This window comes from Bradyrhizobium sp. AZCC 2289, from assembly GCF_036924615.1.
In the GTDB taxonomy this organism is placed as follows: Bacteria; Pseudomonadota; Alphaproteobacteria; order Rhizobiales; family Xanthobacteraceae; genus Bradyrhizobium.
The window spans coordinates 2480893-2500126 of sequence record NZ_JAZHRY010000001.1 but is presented as its reverse complement, the minus strand read 5'-3'; the positions used below and the strand labels follow the sequence as shown (position 1 = coordinate 2500126).

At 63.1% G+C, this 19234-nt stretch carries 18 protein-coding genes; 7 read left to right on the top strand and 11 right to left on the bottom strand.

Annotation, left to right across the window (positions count from 1 at the left end; all coding sequences use genetic code 11):
* Positions 1–52: 52 nt before the first annotated feature.
* The 6 genes from V1289_RS12175 to V1289_RS12150 form a co-directional block, all read right to left on the bottom strand.
* The gene (locus tag V1289_RS12175; RefSeq protein ID WP_334397185.1) at positions 53–790 is read right to left on the bottom strand and encodes an ABC transporter ATP-binding protein; all 738 of its coding nucleotides are present in this window, start codon (positions 788–790) and stop codon (positions 53–55) included.
* On the bottom strand, positions 780–1526 hold the full coding sequence (locus V1289_RS12170; protein WP_334397184.1) for an ABC transporter ATP-binding protein: 747 nt from the start codon (positions 1524–1526) through the stop codon (positions 780–782). Before V1289_RS12170 ends, V1289_RS12175 begins: the two co-directional genes overlap by 11 nt.
* Positions 1523–2482 (bottom strand): branched-chain amino acid ABC transporter permease, encoded by a 960-nt coding sequence (locus V1289_RS12165; protein WP_309179431.1) that lies wholly within the window; start codon positions 2480–2482, stop codon positions 1523–1525. The genes V1289_RS12170 and V1289_RS12165 overlap by 4 nt, the downstream gene beginning before the upstream one ends.
* Positions 2479–3351 (bottom strand): branched-chain amino acid ABC transporter permease, encoded by an 873-nt coding sequence (locus V1289_RS12160; RefSeq protein ID WP_334407423.1) that lies wholly within the window; start codon positions 3349–3351, stop codon positions 2479–2481. The genes V1289_RS12165 and V1289_RS12160 overlap by 4 nt, the downstream gene beginning before the upstream one ends.
* 136 nt (positions 3352–3487) lie before the next feature.
* Positions 3488–4732: an amino acid ABC transporter substrate-binding protein gene (locus V1289_RS12155; RefSeq protein WP_334397183.1), complete on the bottom strand. Its 1245-nt coding sequence runs from the start codon at positions 4730–4732 to the stop codon at positions 3488–3490.
* A 204-nt stretch (positions 4733–4936) separates the two neighbouring features.
* Positions 4937–5893 (bottom strand): dioxygenase family protein, encoded by a 957-nt coding sequence (locus V1289_RS12150; RefSeq protein WP_334397182.1) that lies wholly within the window; start codon positions 5891–5893, stop codon positions 4937–4939.
* Positions 5894–6136: 243 nt separating this feature from the next.
* Here V1289_RS12150 and V1289_RS12145 point away from each other — a divergent pair, with 243 nt between their 5' ends.
* The 5 genes from V1289_RS12145 to V1289_RS12125 are packed head-to-tail and all read left to right on the top strand — an operon-like array spanning position 6137 to position 11856.
* Positions 6137–7927, top strand: a complete 1791-nt coding sequence (locus V1289_RS12145) for a peptide ABC transporter substrate-binding protein (RefSeq protein ID WP_334397181.1) — start codon at positions 6137–6139, stop codon at positions 7925–7927.
* Between the two features lie 56 nt (positions 7928–7983).
* Complete coding sequence (locus V1289_RS12140; protein ID WP_334397180.1) at positions 7984–8943, top strand: ABC transporter permease; 960 nt, start codon at positions 7984–7986, stop codon at positions 8941–8943.
* Positions 8909–9850, top strand: a complete 942-nt coding sequence (locus V1289_RS12135; RefSeq protein ID WP_334397179.1) for an ABC transporter permease — start codon at positions 8909–8911, stop codon at positions 9848–9850. Before V1289_RS12140 ends, V1289_RS12135 begins: the two co-directional genes overlap by 35 nt.
* The gene (locus V1289_RS12130; protein ID WP_334397178.1) at positions 9851–10888 is read left to right on the top strand and encodes an ABC transporter ATP-binding protein; all 1038 of its coding nucleotides are present in this window, start codon (positions 9851–9853) and stop codon (positions 10886–10888) included.
* Positions 10885–11856 carry an ABC transporter ATP-binding protein gene (locus V1289_RS12125; protein ID WP_334397177.1) on the top strand — a complete coding sequence of 324 codons (972 nt, stop codon included), beginning with the start codon at positions 10885–10887 and terminating at the stop codon, positions 11854–11856. The genes V1289_RS12130 and V1289_RS12125 overlap by 4 nt, the downstream gene beginning before the upstream one ends.
* Before the next feature lie 136 nt (positions 11857–11992).
* Here the strand turns inward: V1289_RS12125 and V1289_RS12120 are convergent, their stop codons facing one another.
* The 3 genes from V1289_RS12120 to V1289_RS12110 form a co-directional block, all read right to left on the bottom strand.
* Positions 11993–12763, bottom strand: coding sequence for an SDR family oxidoreductase (locus V1289_RS12120; protein WP_334397176.1), 771 nt, complete (start codon positions 12761–12763; stop codon positions 11993–11995).
* A 17-nt stretch (positions 12764–12780) separates the two neighbouring features.
* On the bottom strand, positions 12781–13641 hold the full coding sequence (locus V1289_RS12115; protein ID WP_334397175.1) for an alpha/beta fold hydrolase: 861 nt from the start codon (positions 13639–13641) through the stop codon (positions 12781–12783).
* A gap of 124 nt (positions 13642–13765) precedes the next feature.
* A complete protein-coding gene (locus V1289_RS12110) occupies positions 13766–14476 on the bottom strand; it encodes an alpha/beta fold hydrolase (protein ID WP_334397174.1) in 711 nt (236 codons plus the stop codon).
* A 133-nt stretch (positions 14477–14609) separates the two neighbouring features.
* Between V1289_RS12110 and V1289_RS12105 the strand changes: the two genes are divergently transcribed.
* Positions 14610–15260 (top strand): CGNR zinc finger domain-containing protein, encoded by a 651-nt coding sequence (locus V1289_RS12105; protein ID WP_334397173.1) that lies wholly within the window; start codon positions 14610–14612, stop codon positions 15258–15260.
* Between the two features lie 56 nt (positions 15261–15316).
* Here the strand turns inward: V1289_RS12105 and V1289_RS12100 are convergent, their stop codons facing one another.
* On the bottom strand, positions 15317–15511 hold the full coding sequence (locus tag V1289_RS12100) for a hypothetical protein (RefSeq protein ID WP_334397172.1): 195 nt from the start codon (positions 15509–15511) through the stop codon (positions 15317–15319).
* Between the two features lie 605 nt (positions 15512–16116).
* Between V1289_RS12100 and V1289_RS12095 the strand changes: the two genes are divergently transcribed.
* Complete coding sequence (locus V1289_RS12095; protein ID WP_334397171.1) at positions 16117–17304, top strand: ABC transporter substrate-binding protein; 1188 nt, start codon at positions 16117–16119, stop codon at positions 17302–17304.
* Positions 17305–17502: 198 nt separating this feature from the next.
* Here V1289_RS12095 and V1289_RS12090 read toward each other — a convergent pair whose 3' ends face one another.
* A complete protein-coding gene (locus V1289_RS12090) occupies positions 17503–19197 on the bottom strand; it encodes a GMC family oxidoreductase (protein ID WP_334397170.1) in 1695 nt (564 codons plus the stop codon).
* Positions 19198–19234 lie beyond the last annotated feature (37 nt).

Below are 19234 nucleotides of genomic sequence, written 5' to 3'. Positions count from 1 at the left end.
GCTCCGCCCGGTTGGGCGAGTATGGCGACGCAGCAACGGCATTGCTCCGCGCTCACACCACCCCGCCAAGATAGAGCCGCTTGACGATGTCGTTGCCTTTCAATTCGTCGACCGAAGCGGCCGCGACGACGATCTCGCCGTGGACGATGATGTAACCGCGGTCGGCGATGCGGATCGCCTGGTTGAAGTTTTGCTCCGCCATCAGCACCGTCAGGCCGACGCGTTTATTGAGTTCGCCGATCTTGGCGATGGTCTGCGAGACTAGCAGTGGCGACAGGCCCACCGACGGCTCATCGATCAGCAACAGCCGTGGCGACGACATCAGCGCGCGCGCAATCGCCAGCATCTGTTGTTGGCCGCCTGACATGGTGCCGGCGAGCTGGCTCTGCCGCTCCTTCAGTGCCGGAAACGTGTCGAAGGCCAGCGCGAGGTTGCGATCGATGTCGCGGCGGGCGGCCTTGCGGAAGGCGCCGAGCATCAGATTTTCCAGCACGGTCAGTTTTGGAAACAGCCGCCGGCCTTCAGGCACCATCGCCACGCCGAGATCGACGATGGCCTCGGGCGACAGTTTTGTCAGATCGTGCGGCTTGCCGTCGATGGTCAACGAGATGCTTCCGCGCCCCGGCCGGACCAGGCCCGCGATGCACTTCATCAGCGTGCTCTTGCCGTTGCCGTTGGTGCCGAGCAACGCGACGGTCTCGCCGGCCTCGACATGGAGACTGACGCCGCGCAGCGCCTTCACGGCGCCGTAACCTGCATCGAGGTCGTTGATGGCGAGGCTAAGTGCCAAGATAGGCCTCCTGCACCCGCCGGTTGGCCATTACCTCATCCGGCGCCCCGAGCGCGATGATCCGGCCGGCGTCGAGGCACATCACGCGCTGCGAAAAGCGCATCACGGCCTGCATGATGTGCTCGATCATGATGATGGTGATGCCTTCGCCGGCAAGTTTGATCAGGAGATCGAGCACCTCATCGACTTCCGAAGAGGAGAGGCCGGCCATGGCTTCGTCGGAAATCAGCAGTTTCGGGTGCGTCGCCATCGCGCGCGCGAGCTCCATCTTGCGCAATTCCACCTGGCTGAGGCCCGTGGTCGGCAGGTCGGCCTTGGACGTGAGGCCGGTCTGCGCCAAAATCGCCATCACGGTGTCGCGCCGATGCGCGGCCGGGACGAAGCCGCCGGCGACGGTCGCAAAATCGAGCGCCACCATCAGATTTTCGACGACCGTCATGCTTTTGAACGGCCGCGGGATCTGGAAGCTGCGCGCAATGCCGCGGCGGGTGCGCATATGCGCCGGCAGCGGCGTGATGTCCTCGCCGCGGAACAGCACGGTGCCGGGCTCGGTGCGGAACGCGCCGGAGATACAGTTGATGAGCGTCGTCTTGCCCGAGCCGTTCGGGCCGATCAGGCCGAAGCGCTCGCCGGCGCGAATATCGACGCTGACATTGTCCAGCGCAGTGAAGCCGCCGAAGCGCTTGGTCAGCCCGCCGATCCGCAGCAAAGGCAGGTCGGGTTCAGTGGATGTCATGCTTCGCGCTCCGCGCGCTTGCGGCTGGCCTTGCGGATCAGGCCGATCAGGCCTTCGGGTGCTGCGACCACGAACACCACCAGCATGATGCCGAGCACCAGCAGGTTCACTTCCGACGAGATGGTGACGGTCAGGAGCTGCTGCGTCGTGCCGAGCAGGATGGCGCCGATCACCGGGCCGGCCCAATGCGCGGTGCCGCCGATCAGCGACATCGCGAGCACCGAGACGGAGTAATTGAGATTGAAGGCGGACGACGGGTCGGCGTATTGCAGGTACATCGCCGCGGGTGCGCCCGCCGCGCACATCAGCGCGCCGGAGATCACGCAGGCCAGCACCTTGAGCCGCAGGGTCGGCACGCCCGTACATTCGGCGGCGAGCTCGTCGTCCTTGAGCGCCTGCAAGCCGCGGCCGATCCAGGAGCTTTGCATGTAACGCGCGATCGCGATTGCCAGCACCACCAGCAGCGCCTGAACGAAAACCAGCATCTGCACATAGCTGTCGAATGGCGCCATCACCGCCGGCCGCTGCATCTGGATGCCGGCCGCACCGCCGACGAAGCGCCAGTTCGTCACCGAGGTCTCGATCACGATGGTCAGCGCAATCGTCGCGATCGAAAAGAAGATGCCCTGCATGCGCAAGGTCAACAGGCCCACCGCGAAGCCGAGCAGGGCGCCGACCGCGGCGGCCGCGGCGATCTGCACCGCAAGCGGCGCCCCCGTCGCCTTGAACAGGAATACGGCAGTGTAAACGCCGACGCCAAAAAACGCGCTGGTGCCGAAATTGACGTAACCGGCATAGCCGCCGAGGATGCTCCATGCCACGGAGAGCACGATGAACTGCAGGATCACATAGGCGGCAAAGAAGGGATATTCGTTGCGGATGAGTTGCGGCAACAGCGCGACGACGACGAGAAAAAGCGCCGCCCCGATCCAGAAAGCGATGCTGTTACGATTCATGACCGCCTGCCGAACAGGCCCTGCGGCCGGATGGCGAGAACGCCGAGCAGCATGGCGAACGAAATCGCCGGCGCCCAGGAGGCGCCGAACAAGGTCAGCACGATGGTTTCGACGACGCCGAGGATGATGGCGGCGATCAGCGTGCCGGTCATGCTGCCGAGCCCGGCCATGACCACGACGCAGAATGTCCGCCCGATATAGGCGCGGTCGAGGATCGGATCGACGGGAGCGACGATAATCAAGAGGGCGCCGGCGATCCCGAGCACGGCGGTGGCAATGCCGAACGCCCATTGCTTGATCTTGACCGGGTTGGCGCCCATCAGCCGCAGCGCCTCCTGGTCCTGCGCGACCGCGCGGATCGCGCGGCCCATAAACGTTTTGGACAGGTACAGCGATAGCAGGATCGTCAGCACAGCGGCGACCGCGAACGCGACGAGCAGCCGGAGCGGAATCCGCATATCGCCGATCCGCCAGGCCTTGCCGATATAGGTCGCGGTCACCGAGCGCTGGTCGACGCCGAACTGCAGGATGATCAGCACTTCGATGATGAAGGCGATGCCGAAGAAGAACGCAATGCCGCGCACCCCGGCGTCGCTGCCGCGCTTTTCGAATGTCTCGTAATACAGGCGGTAGGCGACAAGACCGAACAGGAACAGCAGCGGCGTGATCAACAGCCCCGCCAGCAGCGGGTCGATGTCAAAGCGATCGTTGAGGAAGAACACGGCGTAGGACGCCATCACCAGAAAGGCCGGATGCGCGACGTGCGGCACGTCGAGCAAGCCGAACGAGACCGACAGCCCGAGGCTGACGGCTGCGTAGAAGCAGCCGAGCAGCACGCCGATCACCACCGCATCGAGCAGCAGGTCCATTGAAAACAAGTGAGGTCCCCCTTGAACCGTTCGCCGCTTCCCGCAGCTCGCGCCGCCCGGTTATTCCACCGCCCTGACCGGGGCGCATTTGCCCCCAATCATGGCCGGCAGTGTGATCCACAGAAAAACCGCGAGGTTACGTCCGGGCGGCCTCAAATGGCGTGACGAGTTCGCCGGACTTCAATCTCTCCGGGAACAGGATCACCTGCTTGCCCGGGCTGCGGAACTGCTCAACGTTCTTGTCCTTGACGCCGCGGAACTGCGCCATCAGCGTCGCGGTTTCCTTGCGCTCGCCGTCCGCCGAAAACGCGATCGGACCGACGATGGTCTTGACCTCGTTGGCGTGCAGATATTTTGCGATCGCCTTCTGGTCGAGCGACCCTACGGCCTTGATGGCCTGCTCGACGAGTTGCCCCGAGGCGTAGCCGAACGGCGCCAGATAGTAGCCAAGCGGATCGACCTTCGCTTCCTTGGCGCGCGGCGTATAGGCGTCGAAGAATGCCTTGGTGCCGTCGAAGTACATGTTCGGCTCCGGCAGCCAGGTGTTGTAATTGACGACGCCGTTGAGCAGCGAACCCAGATTCTCCATCACGGCCGCGAATTGCAGGCCGACCATGCCGCCGCCGAAGATCTTGACGTTGTCCCCGATTCCGATCTCGTTCACGGCGCGCAAAATGCCGGCCGAGTCCGGCGGATAGGACGCGACATAGACGATGTCAGGCTTCGCTGCGTTGAGCGCACGGAGAATGCCGGAGAATTCCACGGTGTTTGGCGGATAGGACTGGTCGAAGACGACAGACATGTTGAGCTTCTTTGCGACCGCCTTCGCGGTCACCGCCAGATTCTGGGCGAATTCCTGGTCCGCCGCGAGAAGCGCCATGGTCTTGCCGCCGGCCTTCTGGCCGAGATCAAGGAACGCCGCCGCCCAGCTGTCGGCCGGTCCCCAGGGCGCATTGTTGAACCACATGTCGTGGCCGACCTTGCTGTTCACCTGAAACGAGAAGTTGCCCATCAGCAACAGGCCGCGCTGCTTGACCAGCGGCATGAGCGGCGCCGTCGGCACCGTCGCGTAGGGCGCGAACAGCAGATCGACCTTGTCGACATCCAGAAGCTTCGAGTAGATCGCCGGGGTCTCGGAAGCGCTCGACTTGTCGTCATAGACGATCAGTTCGACCTTGCGGCCGAGCAGGCCACCCTTGGCGTTGACGTCGTCACGCCAGATCTCGATGCCAAGCTGCGAAGCCTTGCCGCCGCCCGCAAGGCCGCCGGTTTGCGCCATGCTCATGCCGATCTTGACCGGCGGCTGCTCGGCGACAACGCCCGAGGTCCGTCCGACCACCGCGGCGGCGATCGTTCCGCCGAGAAATGTCCTGCGTTTCATTGATCCTCCCCAAGTGTTTTGTTGCCAAGTGTTTTTGTCGCCTGCCCGCGTTCGGATTCTGTGCTCCGATTTGTCGCAGACAGAAAGTTAGGACGAAAGCGCGCCGGGCCACAAGCCACAATAAGTCTCGGGTGCGGTCCTCGGCGCTTAACGTTTGTGCGAATCGCTTGCGACGAAGCTGATGCGAACGTCAAGTCCGCAGCCCTAGCTCGCCGCTGGCGCCGACGCGGGAGAATGCCCGTTCCCGGCCCCGGCGGCCGGTTTCAGGATCGCGGACGGGTCGGCGCCGACGCGTCCGCTGATCTTGTCGACCGCGCTCTCGCGTGACAGCCGCATGTCGAAGCGGATGCTCGGCAGCCCCTTGATGGGGCAGGCGGGATCGTTCGGCGTGATGTCGACGGCGAGGTCGCCCGACGAGCCGAACACGACGTCGTCCTCGAGATGCGGATCGTCGCGCAAATAGAGCGCTGTCACCAGTTCGCGATAGCCGGGAGCGCCGACCAGGAAATGGATATGGGCCGGCCGCATGGCGTGTCGCGCCTGCGCCCGGACCATGGCGCCGACGGGGCCATCCATCGGGATCGAGTATCCGATCGGCTTGACCGTACGCAGCAGATAGACGCCATCGGCATCCGTGGTGAACACGCCGCGATAGTCGACGGAGGCGGCATTTTCCTGAATGTCGTAAAGACCGTCTGCGCCGGTCTGCCAGATCGAAACGGTGGCGTTGGCGAGCGGCCTGCCGTTGACGTCGCTGACACGGCCGTAGAGCACGCACTCGCTCCCGGGCTTTACAGTGCCGGCGATCTGGCTGCCTGCCGCCAGTCTGGGCGTGGTCTCGCGGAAGAACGGGCCGAGCAGGCTGGTATGGGTGCCTTCCTCGACGGCCGTGTTGTCGTGCAGGCCGTTGACGAATGCCGAGAGGCCGAGCGTATCCGAAAGCAGAATGCATTCCTGCCGCGCCGGCGTACAGATCTTGCCGACCGCGGTCATGAATTCGATGCCCTTGATCCATTCCGCCGGCGTCAGGTTCACGTCGCGGGCGAAGGCATGCAGATGCTTCACCGCGGAGGCCATCACCTCCCGCATCCGCGGGTCCGGCGTCGTTGCCATCTGGTCGAGCACCGCGTCTGTAATGGTGTCCGGCGTCAGCTCTCGCATGCGTTCCTCCTTTGACCTGACGGATTGTGACCGCTTTGCCGCTAGCCTACCGCCGTCCGGACACGACCGCTAGTTGAGGCTGCCGGCGCGGCTGCGCCACGCGTAGCCCGCCAGGGCGAAGCGTGGCCCGGATCCTGCTTTGACAGGGGGATGCTAACCTGATCCATTTCCGATCGCTCTGGGCCTCTGCAATGGCGGAGGCATCGAAGGGTGGGAATTCAGCACCAGCGAGGGGCCGAACCGATGCAAGAGCGGGAACTTCGAGATCTGATTGCAGACGTCAAGACCGGCCACCTGTCGCGGCGGGCCTTTGTCCAAAAAATGATCGCCGTCGGCCTGACGGCACCGATGGCCAGCATGATGCTGAGCCATTCCGGGGTGGCGATGGCCGCGACCGCGGTCCCCTACAAGCCGACCAAGGCCGGCGGCGGCGGCCTTCTTAGACTTTTGTATTGGCAGGCGGTGACCCTGCTCAACCCGCATTTCGCCGTCGGCACCAAGGACCAGGAAGGCTCCCGGATATTCTACGAGCCGCTGGCCGGATGGGACAATGATGGCAATCTGGTTCCGTTCCTGGCCGCCGAAATTCCGAGCAAGGAAAATGATGGATTGGCCGAGGATGGCCTCTCGGTGGTCTGGAAACTGAAACGGGGCGTCAAATGGCACGACGGCATGCCGTTCACGGCCGATGACGTCGTCTTCAACTGGGAATATGCACGAACGCCCGAGACCGCGGCGGTCTCGATCGCCAGTTACAAGGATATCACGGTCGAAAAGGTCGACGATTTCACCGTTCGCGTGAAGTTTGCCAAGCCGACGCCGTTCTGGGCTGATGCCTTTGTCGGCACCTACGGCATGATCATCCCGAAACATTTGTTCGCTGATTACATCGGCGGCAAATCGCGCGATGCGCCGGCCAATTTGAAGCCGGTGGGCACCGGCCCTTACATGTTCGTTGATTTCAAGCCGGGCGACATGGTCCGCGCCAAGCTCAATCCCGACTACCACGTTCCCAACCGGCCGCATTTCGATACGGTCGAAATCAAGGGCGGCGGCGACGCGGTGTCGGCGGCGCGCGCGGTGCTGCAGACCGGCGAATATGATTATGCCTGGAACATGCTGGTCGAAGACGAAATCCTGCTCAAGCTGGAAAGTGCCGGCAAAGGCAGGGTGAGCATTGTCGAGACCGGCGCGGTCGAGTTCATCATGCTCAACACAACCGACCCGGCGGCCGAGATCGACGGCGAGCGCGCGAGCCTGAAGACCAAACATCCGCTGTTCAGCGACCCGGCGGTGCGCCAGGCTCTCAATCTCCTGATCGATCGCGGCTCGATCCAGAAATTCATCTACGGCCGCACCGCTACCGCCACCGCAAATTTCCTGAACGCCCCGGAGCGCGTCCGGTCAAAAAATACCAAACTCGAATTCAACATCGAGAAAGCCAACGCGATTCTCGAGGCTGCCGGCTGGAAGAAGGGCGCGGACGGCATTCGTGCCAAGGATGGTAAATCGCTGAAGTTTGCGTACCAGACCTCGATCAATGCGCCCCGGCAGAAGACCCAGGCTATCGTCAAGCAGGCGTGTCAGAAGGCGGGCATCGAGATCGAACTGAAGTCGATCGTGGCATCGGTGTTCTTCTCCTCCGATGCCGCCAACCCCGACACCTACCCGCATTTCTATTGCGACGCGCAGATGTACAACACCACCATGACGCAACCGGACCCGCAGTTCTTCATGAACCAGTACACATCGTGGCAGGTGGCGACCAAGGAGAACAAGTGGCAGGGGCGCAATGTCGCCCGCTGGCAAAGCAAGGAATATGACGAGGTTTTCAAACAGGCCGAACAGGAGCTCGATCCGGTGAAGCGGGCGGCGATGTTCATCAAGCTCAACGATCTGGTCGTGGGCGACAATTATATCCTGCCTGTGGTCCGTCGGCCCAAGGTCCAGGCCCTGAGCGCCAATCTGGTCCCGCATTTGACCGGCTGGGATAACGACCTGTACCAGATCGCGAGCTGGTACCGGGAAACATGAGATTTGATGTGAAAGTCTGGATGCGAAAAAGCTGAACGGGCGACGGCGGGACGACGATGGGAAAATACATTCTCCGGCGCCTGATCATCGCTCTTCCCAGTTTGCTCGGCATCAGTCTCGTTCTGTTCGTCCTGCTGGCGCTGGCACCTGGAGATCCGTTCGGCGAGCTCGCCACCAACAGCAATATCCCGCCCGAAGTGCGGGAGGCGCTGCGGGTGAAATTCGGGATCGACGATCCGATTTTCGTTCGTTATGTGCACTGGCTGGTCGCGATGCTGCGCGGCGACTGGGGCTTCTCCTTCTCGAGCCGCATCGACGTCGACAAATTGATCCTGCAGCGCGTTCCGACCACGTTGTTCGTGGTCGGGTCGTCGCAGCTTCTGGCATTGGCCGTTGCGCTGCCAGTCGGCGTCTATGCCGCGATGCGGCCCTATTCGATCTTTGACCAGATCGCCAACACCTTTGCCTTTGTCGGCTTTTCGCTGCCGACTTTCTTCACCGGCCTGCTGCTGATCCTGATCTTCAGCGTCAATCTCGGCTGGCTGCCCTTCGTCTACCGCGTCGATATCCCCGCCACCGGCTGGCACTGGTATTGGGAATATTTCAAGCAGGGCATTATGCCGGTCACGGTGCTCGGCCTGTTTCAGGCCGCATCCTATACGAGGTATGTGCGCTCCGCGGTACTGGATGTCATCCGCCTCGACTATGTCACGACCGCGCGCTCGAAGGGCATTGGCGAAGGCAAGGTCGTGATCAAGCACGTGGTCCGTAACGCGCTGATTCCCGTGGTGACGCTGGTCGCGCTGCAGATGCCCGCGGTGTTCGGCGGCGCCATCGTCACCGAACAGATTTTTCGCATCCCGGGCATCGGCTCATTGCTGATCACATCCATCCTCGCCAACGACACGCCTGTCATCATGGCGGTGACCTTCGTGTTCGCCTGTCTCGTCGTCGTCTTCAACCTCCTGGCTGATATCATCTATGGCTGGCTTGACCCACGCATCTCCTATCGCTGAAATTGCCGTCCCGCTCGAGGGTCGTCCGCGCCGCATCTCGCCGGGCTTCGAGGCGTGGCGAAAGTTTCGCCGCCATCGCATGGCCGTTGCGAGCGTGGTGATCCTGGCGCTGCTGGCGGCGGCGGTTTTGCTCGGGCCGTTGGTCTGGCGCCTGCCGATCAACGAAATCGATTTCACCGCGCGACTTAGTTCGCCGTCCTGGGAGCACCCGTTCGGCACCGACGATCTCGGTCAGGACCTGCTGGCGCGCATGCTGTATGGCGGACGCATTTCGCTCGCGGTCGGCTTCGCGGCCATGTCTGTGGCCATCATCGCCGGCACCCTGATCGGTGCGATATCGGGTATCTCCCGCGGCAGCGTTGACGCCGCGTTGATGTGGATCACCGACCTGTTCCTGGCGCTGCCGCAGCTGCCGCTGCTGTTGCTGGTGATCTATCTGTTCCGGGATTTCCTCAAGAACTGGGTCGGCCCGGAAGGCGGCGTCTTCATCCTGATCGTCCTGGTGATCGGCGCCTTTCGCTGGATGCCGGTGGCACGGCTGGTGCGGGCGCAATTCCTGTCGCTGCGCGAAAAGGAGTTCGTCGAAGCAGCGCGCGCGCTCGGCGCCACGACCCCGCGCCTGGTGCTGAGGCATATTCTGCCGAATTCGCTCGGGCCGGTGATCGTGGCCGGCACCATCGACGTCGCGGCGGCGATCATCGCGGAATCGACGCTGTCGTTTCTGGGCCTCGGCTTTCCGCCGGACATTCCGACCTGGGGCCGCCTTCTGTTCGACGCCAAGGATTACCTCGACATTGCGCCGCATTGGGCGCTGTTCGCGGGCGCTGCGATTTTCCTGACCGTGCTCGCGATCAATTTCATCGGCGACGGGTTGCGCGACGCGCTTGATCCCAGGAAAGTCATGTAGATGTCGAGCGACGCGCCCGTGATAGAGCTCGACGAAAAACCTGCCGGCGAAGCCGCGCTGCTGGATATCAGGGGACTCAGGACTCACTTCGCTACCGACGACGGCATCGTGCATGCGGTGGACGGCGTCGATCTCACTGTCGGGCGCGGCGAAACCGTCTGCGTCGTCGGCGAGTCCGGCTGCGGCAAGACCGTCACCGCGCTGTCCGTGCTGAAACTCATCGCGATGCCACCCGGACGCATCGCCGGCGGGCAGATCCTGTGGCAAGGCCGCGACCTCGTCCCGCTGCCGGCCGCCGAGATGAACAAAATTCGCGCCCGGGAAATCGCCATCGTGTTCCAGGAGCCGATGACCTCGCTCAGTCCGGTCTATACGATCGGCGATCAGATCGGCGAGGTGATCGCGCTGCACGAAGGATTGAGCCGCCGCGCCGTGCTGGAGCGGACCATCGACATGCTGGCGCTGGTCCAGATCCCGAATCCGAAAGCCCGAGTCAACGACTATCCGCATCAGTTTTCCGGCGGCATGCGGCAGCGCGTGATGATCGCGATGGCGCTGTCGTGCCGCCCCAAACTGCTGATTGCCGACGAACCGACCACGGCGCTCGACGTCACGATCCAGGCGCAGATCCTGGATCTGCTGCTGGACATGAAATCCCGCTTCGGCATGTCGATCATGCTGATCACTCACGCCATGGGTGTCGTCGCCGAGGTCGCGCAACGCGTCGTGGTGATGTATGCGGGCAAGGTGGTGGAGGAAGCCTCCTGCGAGAGGCTGTTCGCAAATCCCCGGCATCCCTATACCCAGGGCCTGATCCGCTCGATCCCGCGTCTCGATCTGGCAGCGGTCCGCAAGACCCGCCTGCAGACGATCGCGGGCAGCGTGCCGAAGCTGATCGATCCGCCGGCCGGCTGCCGCTTCGCGCCACGCTGCAGTTTTGCGACGGATGAATGCAGGCACGCGCAACCCGCCTTGCGCGAGCTCGAACCGGGCCACAAGGTTGCGTGTATCCATGCCGAACAGACGGTCGTCCAATGAGTGAGCCGTTGCTCAGGGTCTGGAACCTGACCAAGCAGTTTCCGATCAAAGGCGGCCTGTTCGGCCGTCAGGCCGGCAGCGTCCATGCCGTCGACGGTGTCGATTTTAACGTCGACCGCGGCGAAACCCTCGGGCTGGTCGGCGAATCCGGTTGCGGAAAGTCGACCACCGGGCGTTGCGTGCTTCGGCTGATCGAACCGAGCTCCGGCGAGATCCATTTTGAAGGCAAGAATGTCAGGCGGCTGCAGGCCAGCGAGCTACGGGCGCTGCGCCGCGACATCCAGATCATCTTTCAGGATCCTTATGCGTCGCTCAATCCGCGCATGAATGTCGGCGCGATCGTCGGCGAGGCCCTGATCATTCACCGCTTGACGAAAACCAGACGGCAGTTCGAAGAGCGTGTCGTGAATTTGCTCGAGACCGTCGGTCTGCGAGCGGATCATATGGGGCGCTATCCGAACGAGTTCTCCGGCGGCCAGCGCCAGCGCATCGGCATCGCGCGCGCGCTCGCCGTCGAGCCCAAGTTGATCATCTGCGACGAGCCGGTGTCGGCGCTGGATGTGTCGATCCAGGCCCAGATCATCAATCTCCTGGAGGACCTGCAGCAGAAATTCGGGCTGGCCTATCTCTTCATTGCCCATGACCTGTCGGTGGTCGAGCATATCAGCCGGCGCGTCGCCGTGATGTATCTCGGCCGTATCGTCGAGACCGCGCCGGCCCGCGAGTTGTATACCTCGCCCAAGCACCCCTATACCGAAGCGCTGTTGTCGGCGGTCCCGATTCCGGATCCGAAAGTAAAACGCCAGCGCATCCGGTTGCAGGGCGAGGTGCCGAGCCCAATTCATCCGCCGTCCGGCTGCCATTTTCACACCCGATGCCCGATCGCGCAGTTTCCGTTATGCAGCAGCCAGCCGCCGGCGCTCAAGCAAAGCGCCGACGGGCATTGGGTCGCCTGTCATTTGCGGTGAGAGCCGTTGCCTCGTCCTGACGGTCGCCGCGTGGCTGCGCCACGCATAGACTTCGGGGCGGGGATGGCTTGCCGAGTCGTAGCTCGCGTGCAACGCGGCCCGCCTTCGTCTTCAGTCCGTACGGGTATTCCAGGCCTCAAACCGATTTGACCTCGCCGCCATCCATCCGCAGCGTCGAGCCGGTCATCCAGCGGGCGCCCGGCGATACCAGAAAGGCCATCAGTTCGGCGATCTCCTCCGGCTCGCCATAGCGTGCGATGCCGGCTTCCTGCGGGAATTTCGCGGTCGCCTGCTCCACGGTCATGTTGTGCAGCGGCGCCCAATGCGCGAGGTAGGAACGCCGCCGGCCGGTCATCACCGGGCCGGGCAGAACACTGTTGACCTGGACGCCGTCGGCGATGCCGCGATCCGAAAAAGCCTTGGCGAGCGCCACGATCGCCGCGTTGATCGTGCCCACGGCCGCGTAGGGCGCCTTGGGGAACAGCGCGGAATTCCCCGACATCAGCACGACCGAGCCTTTGGCTCGCTTCAACGCCGGCCATGCCGCGATCGTCAGCCGGCGGGCGCCGTGCAGCTTGAGCGCAAGGCCGCCATCCCATTGCGCGTCGGTCATCTCGAAGAGATCGATTTGCGGCACCGCGCCAGCGATGTTGAGCAGCGCATCGATCCGGCCGAATGCGGAGAGCGTCTGGTCGACAATGCTTTTCGCGGCCGCTATCTCGGAAAGATCGATATCGATGACGAGCGGTTCGGCGCCGGCCGCCTTCACCGCCTCGGCCGTCTTGTCGAGATTGGGACGGTCGCGCGCGGCGAGCACGATCGACGAAAAGTCGCGTGCGAGTCGGATGGCGGTGGAACGGCCGATGCCCTGGCTCGCGCCCGTGACGATCGCTACGGATGTCGACATGTGATGTCTCCCGGTCTTCAGATGTGGACGGCGAGGAATTCGCGAATCGCTGCGGCGATCTCTGCGGCATGCGTCTCCAGCGCGAAATGGCCGGTGTCGAAGAAGCGGACGACCGCACCGGGAATGTCGCGCCTGAAGGCCTCGGCGCCGGGCGGCAGAAAGAACGGATCGTTCTTGCCCCACACCGCCAGGAATGGCGGCTTGTGCGTGCGGAAGTAGTCTTGGAAAGCCGGATAGAGCGCGATGTTGCTCTTGTAGTCGCCGAACAGGTCCAACTGGATCTCATCGGCGCCGGGGCGCGCCAGATAGAAATTGTCCAGCGACAAGCCGTCTGGAGAGACTGTCACCTCGTCAGCCGCACCATGGGTGTATTGCCAGCGCGTCGTTTCGGGCGCGAGGAAGGCGCGGAGCGCCTCGCGATTGGCTTGCGACGGCTCCTTCCAATACGCGCGAATCGGATTCCAGCCCTCGCTCAGCCCCTCTTCATAGGCGTTGCCGTTCTGCGAGATGATCGCGGTGATGCGGTCGGGATGTTTTGCGGCGATCCGAAAACCTGTCGGCGCGCCATAGTCGAAGACATAGATCGCAAAGCGCTTCAGCCCGATCACTTCGGTAAAGCGGTCGATGATTCCGGCGATGTGGTCGAATGTGTAGGTGAAGTTGCTCCGCGCCGGCATGTCAGATTGGCCGAAGCCCGGCAGGTCGGGTGCGATGATGTGGAAGCGATCGGCGAGAAGTGGGATGAGATCACGGAACATGTGGCTCGCGCTCGGAAAGCCGTGAAGCAACAGCAGCGCCGGCGCATCGGGGGCCCCGGCCTCGCGATAAAAGATCTTTAGGCCGTCCACATCCGCGGACCGGTATTTGATCGCAGTCATTGGGGTTCTCCTGGGTTTGTAACCATATTGAAGGGCAGGGAAGGTTATTGGCCGTCTTGTGTAGCTGCCGTTGGCGCGGGATCGCGGTGCCTTTTGCAGTTCCTTGAGATGGGGGGTGGCTATCTCACCGGCCTGGCGTGCGGACCGCCGTTGCGGCGCGCACGGCCTCGCGGATGATGTCCACGACGACGCCGGGCGCCGTCACGATCGGCATATGATCGACCGGATGTGAACGCACCTTCGCCTGCATGCGTTCCGCCATGAAACGCTGGGTGTCTGCGATGATCATGCGATCCTGCTCGGCCACGAGGAACCAGCTCGGACGATCCTTCCAAAGCGGCCGGCCCACCTTGACGCCGATACAGGCAGCAGCGATCGGCCGCTGAACGGCAGCCAGCAATGCCCGCTCTTCGGTGGAAGCATGCTGAGCGAACGCCTCGGCAAAGGCGTGTTCGGGAAGCCAGATCGCGCCATGCTTGTCAGGGGCCAGCAAGGGCGCCTGCGGATGCGGCGCGGCGCGATAAAACACATCCGCGACCGTCTCCCCTTCGTCGGGGGCGAGTGCCGCGACATAGACCAGCGATCCGACTTTCTCGTCGCGGGTCGCCGCAATCACGGCGCCGGCATAGGCATGGCCGACCAGCGCGACCGGGCCTTCGATCCGCTCCAGGGTCCGGTCAAGCGCGGCCACGTCGTCGGCCAGAGAGGTCAGCGGCAGCGGTGCGGCAACGACCCGGGTGCCTTCAGCCCTGAGCGGGCCGATCACCTTGCTCCAGCTCGATCCGTCGGCCCAGGCGCCATGGACGAGCACCACGCTCACATCGTTGACAGACATTTCTCACCTCCTTGCTGGTTCTCTTTGGAGTAACCTGTCTAAATGCTATATAGGGGTTACTTCCAACAAGAATAACTTGTCAAGAGGGCTCAGAGGGGTTATTTTGTGACTGAAAGATGACCAAGGCGCAGAGATGACCAAAACCCCGCACGCTCAAACGGTGCCTCAGCGCCCGCCCGCGATATTCGTCGCCGACGCGCTCGGTCTGGATTTCCTGAATTCGGTTGCGACTCCGGTGGACACGGAAATCGACTGGATCGACGACGGCGATGGTCTGCTGGCCTGGCTGGCGCAGGCGCAACTCGTACCGGCCGAAACGCTTGAAGCTTTGCGGGCACAGGCGATGCCCGGAGAGTTCGACAACGTCGCGGCTCAGGCGCGAAGCCTGCGTGAATGGTTCAGAGGATTCGTCCGGCAGCGCAAAGGGCGGCCGCTTACTTCAGCAGACCTGCGCGAGTTGGCGCCGCTGAACCGGCTGCTCGAACGCGATGAAGGGTTCGGGCGAATCGTAGCTCACGACCGCGGCCATGGCGCGGGTCTGGCGTTTCGAACGATGCGCCGATGGAGGTCGCCGGAAGCGCTGCTGCTGCCGATCGGTGAAGCGCTGGCGAAATTCGTTTGCGAAGAAGACTTCTCAAACGTGAAGGCGTGCGAGGGGCCGGCCTGCACGCTGATGTTCGCCGACCATACGCGAGGCCGTGCGCGCCGATGGTGCATCATGGCGATCTGCGGCAACCGCGCGAAACAGGCTGCTCATCGACGCCGGCTCAAGATGCAACAATAAAGCCGGCAGATGGCGGTCCGCTTCTGCTCCGTCGATCTGATGAATCCCCAAGGTGCTTAGGGCGAGTGAGCCAGATCCTTGGCCAGTTCCAAACCTTGCTTGCGGCCCTCCGCGATGCCCTGCGCGATCGCCCTCGCAATGATCTCAGCTTCATCGCAGGAGAGCCCCTTAAGGGGCGGCGTCCACGAGCGCTCGATTTGACGGGCGCGCATCAGGTCCCTGTCCGTAACGGCGAGCGGTTTAATGGGCATGTGATTCCCCCACCATAGACCAGAGGATCAAGCAGGCAGTCGTCTGCAGATCAAACTGACCCGCTCGGTGGACCTAATCTGAAACCTTTCAGAGGAGACCGCAAGGGATCAGCCATGCTATCGGAACCCAGGTTTCGCCGGACGTTGGTGCTGGCAAGGCATAGCTCCGGCACTCATTTTTCGATCCAGCAGGCTGAGCCAAGTCGTGCGCGAGGATCGCAGTGCTCGGTGTTGGCGGGGTCGTTGCTCTCCGCGCGTCAAGGTGTCCGCGGCCAGAACCGACAAGCGCTGTATGCCCTGCTCAAAGGGCCAAGCCAGAGCGACGTGCCTCGATCAAAGCGGACGTCAACAGACACCTTTGATTCATGAGTTCACGCCCTATGGCGCGAGAGTGGAATTGGATCACCTCGCATGATGCGCTGCATCATAGGCCGGTCCGCATGACGGGATCACGCGATCGCAACGCCGGGTTGAGCTTTAAGGGTGTCGCTATGCGATCAGTCAAGCCAAGGCTATAGTCCGTCGCGGATATCGAAGAAATCCGACCCCAAAGAAACCTCGGCAAGTTCGGGAGTGAATCAAGAACACGTAGGGAGGAAATCAAAATGTCGCTGACCCGTCGTCAAGCGCTGGCGTCCGCCGCCGCCGCGATTGCAAGCACCGTCGCCAAGCCCGCGATCGCCGCCAAGGAGCCGATCCTGATCGGTTATCTACCGGCGCTCACCGGTCCCTCATCCTCCACCGGGATCGGGATCAATCGCGGAGTCCAGCTCGCCGTGCAGGAGATCAACGCGGCCGGTGGCATCGACGGGCGGCAGATCGAGTTGATCGTCCGCGACACCCAAAGCGAACCGACCAAGGCCGTGAACGGAGCCGCCGAGCTCATCCACGCACACAAGGTGAGCGTCGTCCTGGGTCCAGTCAATTCCGGCGAGTCGCTCGCGGTCGTGCCGCTGCTCGCCCATGCGAACACGCCGCAGATCCATCCGTGCTGGGTCGACAGCCTGACTGATCCGAAGAAATATCCGATGTGTTTCCGCAACGCCTCCACCAACCAGCAGATCGGCGCCGCCGCCAACCGTTATGTGGTGGACGTGCTCAAGTGCAAGAAGGTGGCGGTGATCAGCGATACCACCGGCTACGGCACCGCCTCGGTCAACGCCTATGCGCCGATGCTCAAGGCCAGGAACGCGGAAATCGTCTACCAGGGCAACATCGACGCCGCCAATCCGGATCTCACAGCCGAAATCCTGCGCATGCGCTCCGCCGGAGCGGAGGCGATCATGCCCTGGAGCGTGAATCCCGGATTCCTCTCCCGTATCATCAATACACGCGGGCAGATGCAATGGGACGTGCCGATCGTGGGCCAGACCACGCTCGGCTCCGGCCAGACCCGGGCCTTGCTGGAAAAGCCGGAATACTGGGCCAGGGTCTATCCCAACAATTTCCGTCCGGTCTGCTATGACGCCGACGGCAAGCTCACCGATCGCACCGCCGCCTTCCTCGACCGACTGAAGAGCGCCAGGATCGAGCTCAGCGATACGCTTCTGTGGTGGGTCGCGGTCGGCTATGACTCGCCGAACATGATTGCGCAGGCGGTGAAGAACGCCGGCGCCGAACCGGAACAGATCGTCGGCTATCTCAACAAGCTGAACGGCTATCCCGGCGTCTTCGGCGACATCTCATTCACGCCCGAACGCCACGACGGCTATCCGGACGAGGGTATCGTCATGGTCGAGGCCAATTCGCTCAAGAATGGCGCGTTCAAGCTGGCGCCGGGTTACGGGGCTTAGGACAAACGCCTCCACCAAGATTCGTCATGCCCGGCCGTAGCAGTCAAGCGTGCGCAGACTGCGTAAACTTGTCTGCGATGCCGGGCATCCACGTCTTAGTTTCCGCGTGAAAAAGACGTGGATGGCCGGGTCATAGGCGAGCGGAAGCGACGCCGTCCTTCGGACGGCTATGCCCGGCCATGACGATGCGGAAATACCTTACTGCATCATGGCTTCGGCGATCTTCTCGGCCGCCATCAGGGTTGGGAAGTTGGTGTTCGCGCATGGCACCACCGGGAAGATCGAGGCGTCGACGACGCGCAAGCCCTGGACGCCCTTGACGCGGCCCTGCGTATCGACGACCGCCATCGGATCGTCGGCCCGGCCCATGCGACATGAGCACGAGGCGTGCCATACGCCGATGGCCGCCTGGCGCACGAAGGCTTCCAGCGCGTCGCCGTCGTTCATCACGTCGTCGAACGTGAATCCTTCGACGACGAACGTATCGATCATGTAATGGCGTAGCGCCGCCGGCCCGTCCATCAAGGCGGCGGCAATCGAGGTGAGGATTTTGTTCTTGGCATTGACCACGCCGATCTTGCGCACACGGTCGGTGTAGGAAGCCGGGAATGGCTTGTCGGTCACGGCTCTGACAGGCGCGGTCATCTGTAGTGCCGCCATCTTGCGAAAGCCGCTCATGAGGCGGTCGAGGTCGCGCCGGTCCGACAGGAGGTTGAACTCGACGACCGGCTCCGCCTCCGGATTGCGCGAGGCGAGCTTTACCTGTCCGGTCTCGGAGTAGGTCTTGTTGACGAAGGTGAGCAGCGAGGCGATCTGCGCGCCGACCGCATGCCAGGCAGACTTGCTGAGGACGGCAACGAACATGTCGCCTCTTGGCACACCGGGCAACCCGGAGGAGTAACGCAGCCCAAGCTGGATGTGGCGTCTGGTGTGCTCATTCATGCGTGCGCTGCGGCGGACGAATGACGACAATGAGATCGAGGGATGATCCATCAAGCGCTGGCCGACACCTTCAAGGCCCATCAGGACGGGAATGCCCATGTCCTTCAGGTGACCGACCGGGCCGATGCCGGAGCGCAGGAGATGCGCCGGTGAGTGGATCGCGCCGCAGGAGAGTACGACTTCGCGGCCGCGGAACTCCTGCTCTCTGCCGTCGACCACCGCCTTCACGCCGACACAGCGCGTGCCCTCGAACAAGAGCTCCTTCACCTGCGTATTGGTCGAGATGGTCAGGTTGGCGCGCCTGCGCGTCTCGCGATCGAGATAGCCCATCGCGGCCGAGACGCGCTGCTCGGCCTGATTGGAATGCGTGACCGGGAAATAGCCTTCAACGAACTCACCATTCTGGTCGGGCAGGAAATCATAGCCGGCGAGCTCGCAGGCCTCGGCCACGGCCTGCGAATGTCCTGTCCAGTGCTCCGGCGGGATGCGGCGGACGGGGATACGGCCGTCTTTGCCGTGGAACGCCCCGTCGAAGTCGAGGTCGCGCTCGACCGTCCTGAAATAGGGCAGCACGTCGTTCCAGTTCCAGCCGGCAGCGCCGCGCGCTTCCCATTCATCGTAGTCGGTCGGCGCGCCGCGATTGGCCAATTGGCCATTGATGGAGGAGCCGCCGCCCAGCACGCGCGCTTGCTCATATTTGCGCAAGGGCGGGCGTTCCTCGGGGTTGTTGTGGCTGACGACCTGGGTCGTGACTTTGAGCCCGGTCCAGTGGAAGCGCGGATCGAAATAGGCCAGGCCCGAATAGCTATCCAGAATCTCGGACGGCTCGTTGCCGGGCGGTGTGTCCTGTCCCGCCTCGCAGAGGAGGACCTTGTTGGCGCTGCTGGTGGACAGCCTGTGGGCCAGTACGGATCCCGCCGACCCGCCACCAACGATGATGAAGTCGTACACGTTTGGCGCTTCCCCTCGTTTTTATCTTGGCAAGGTA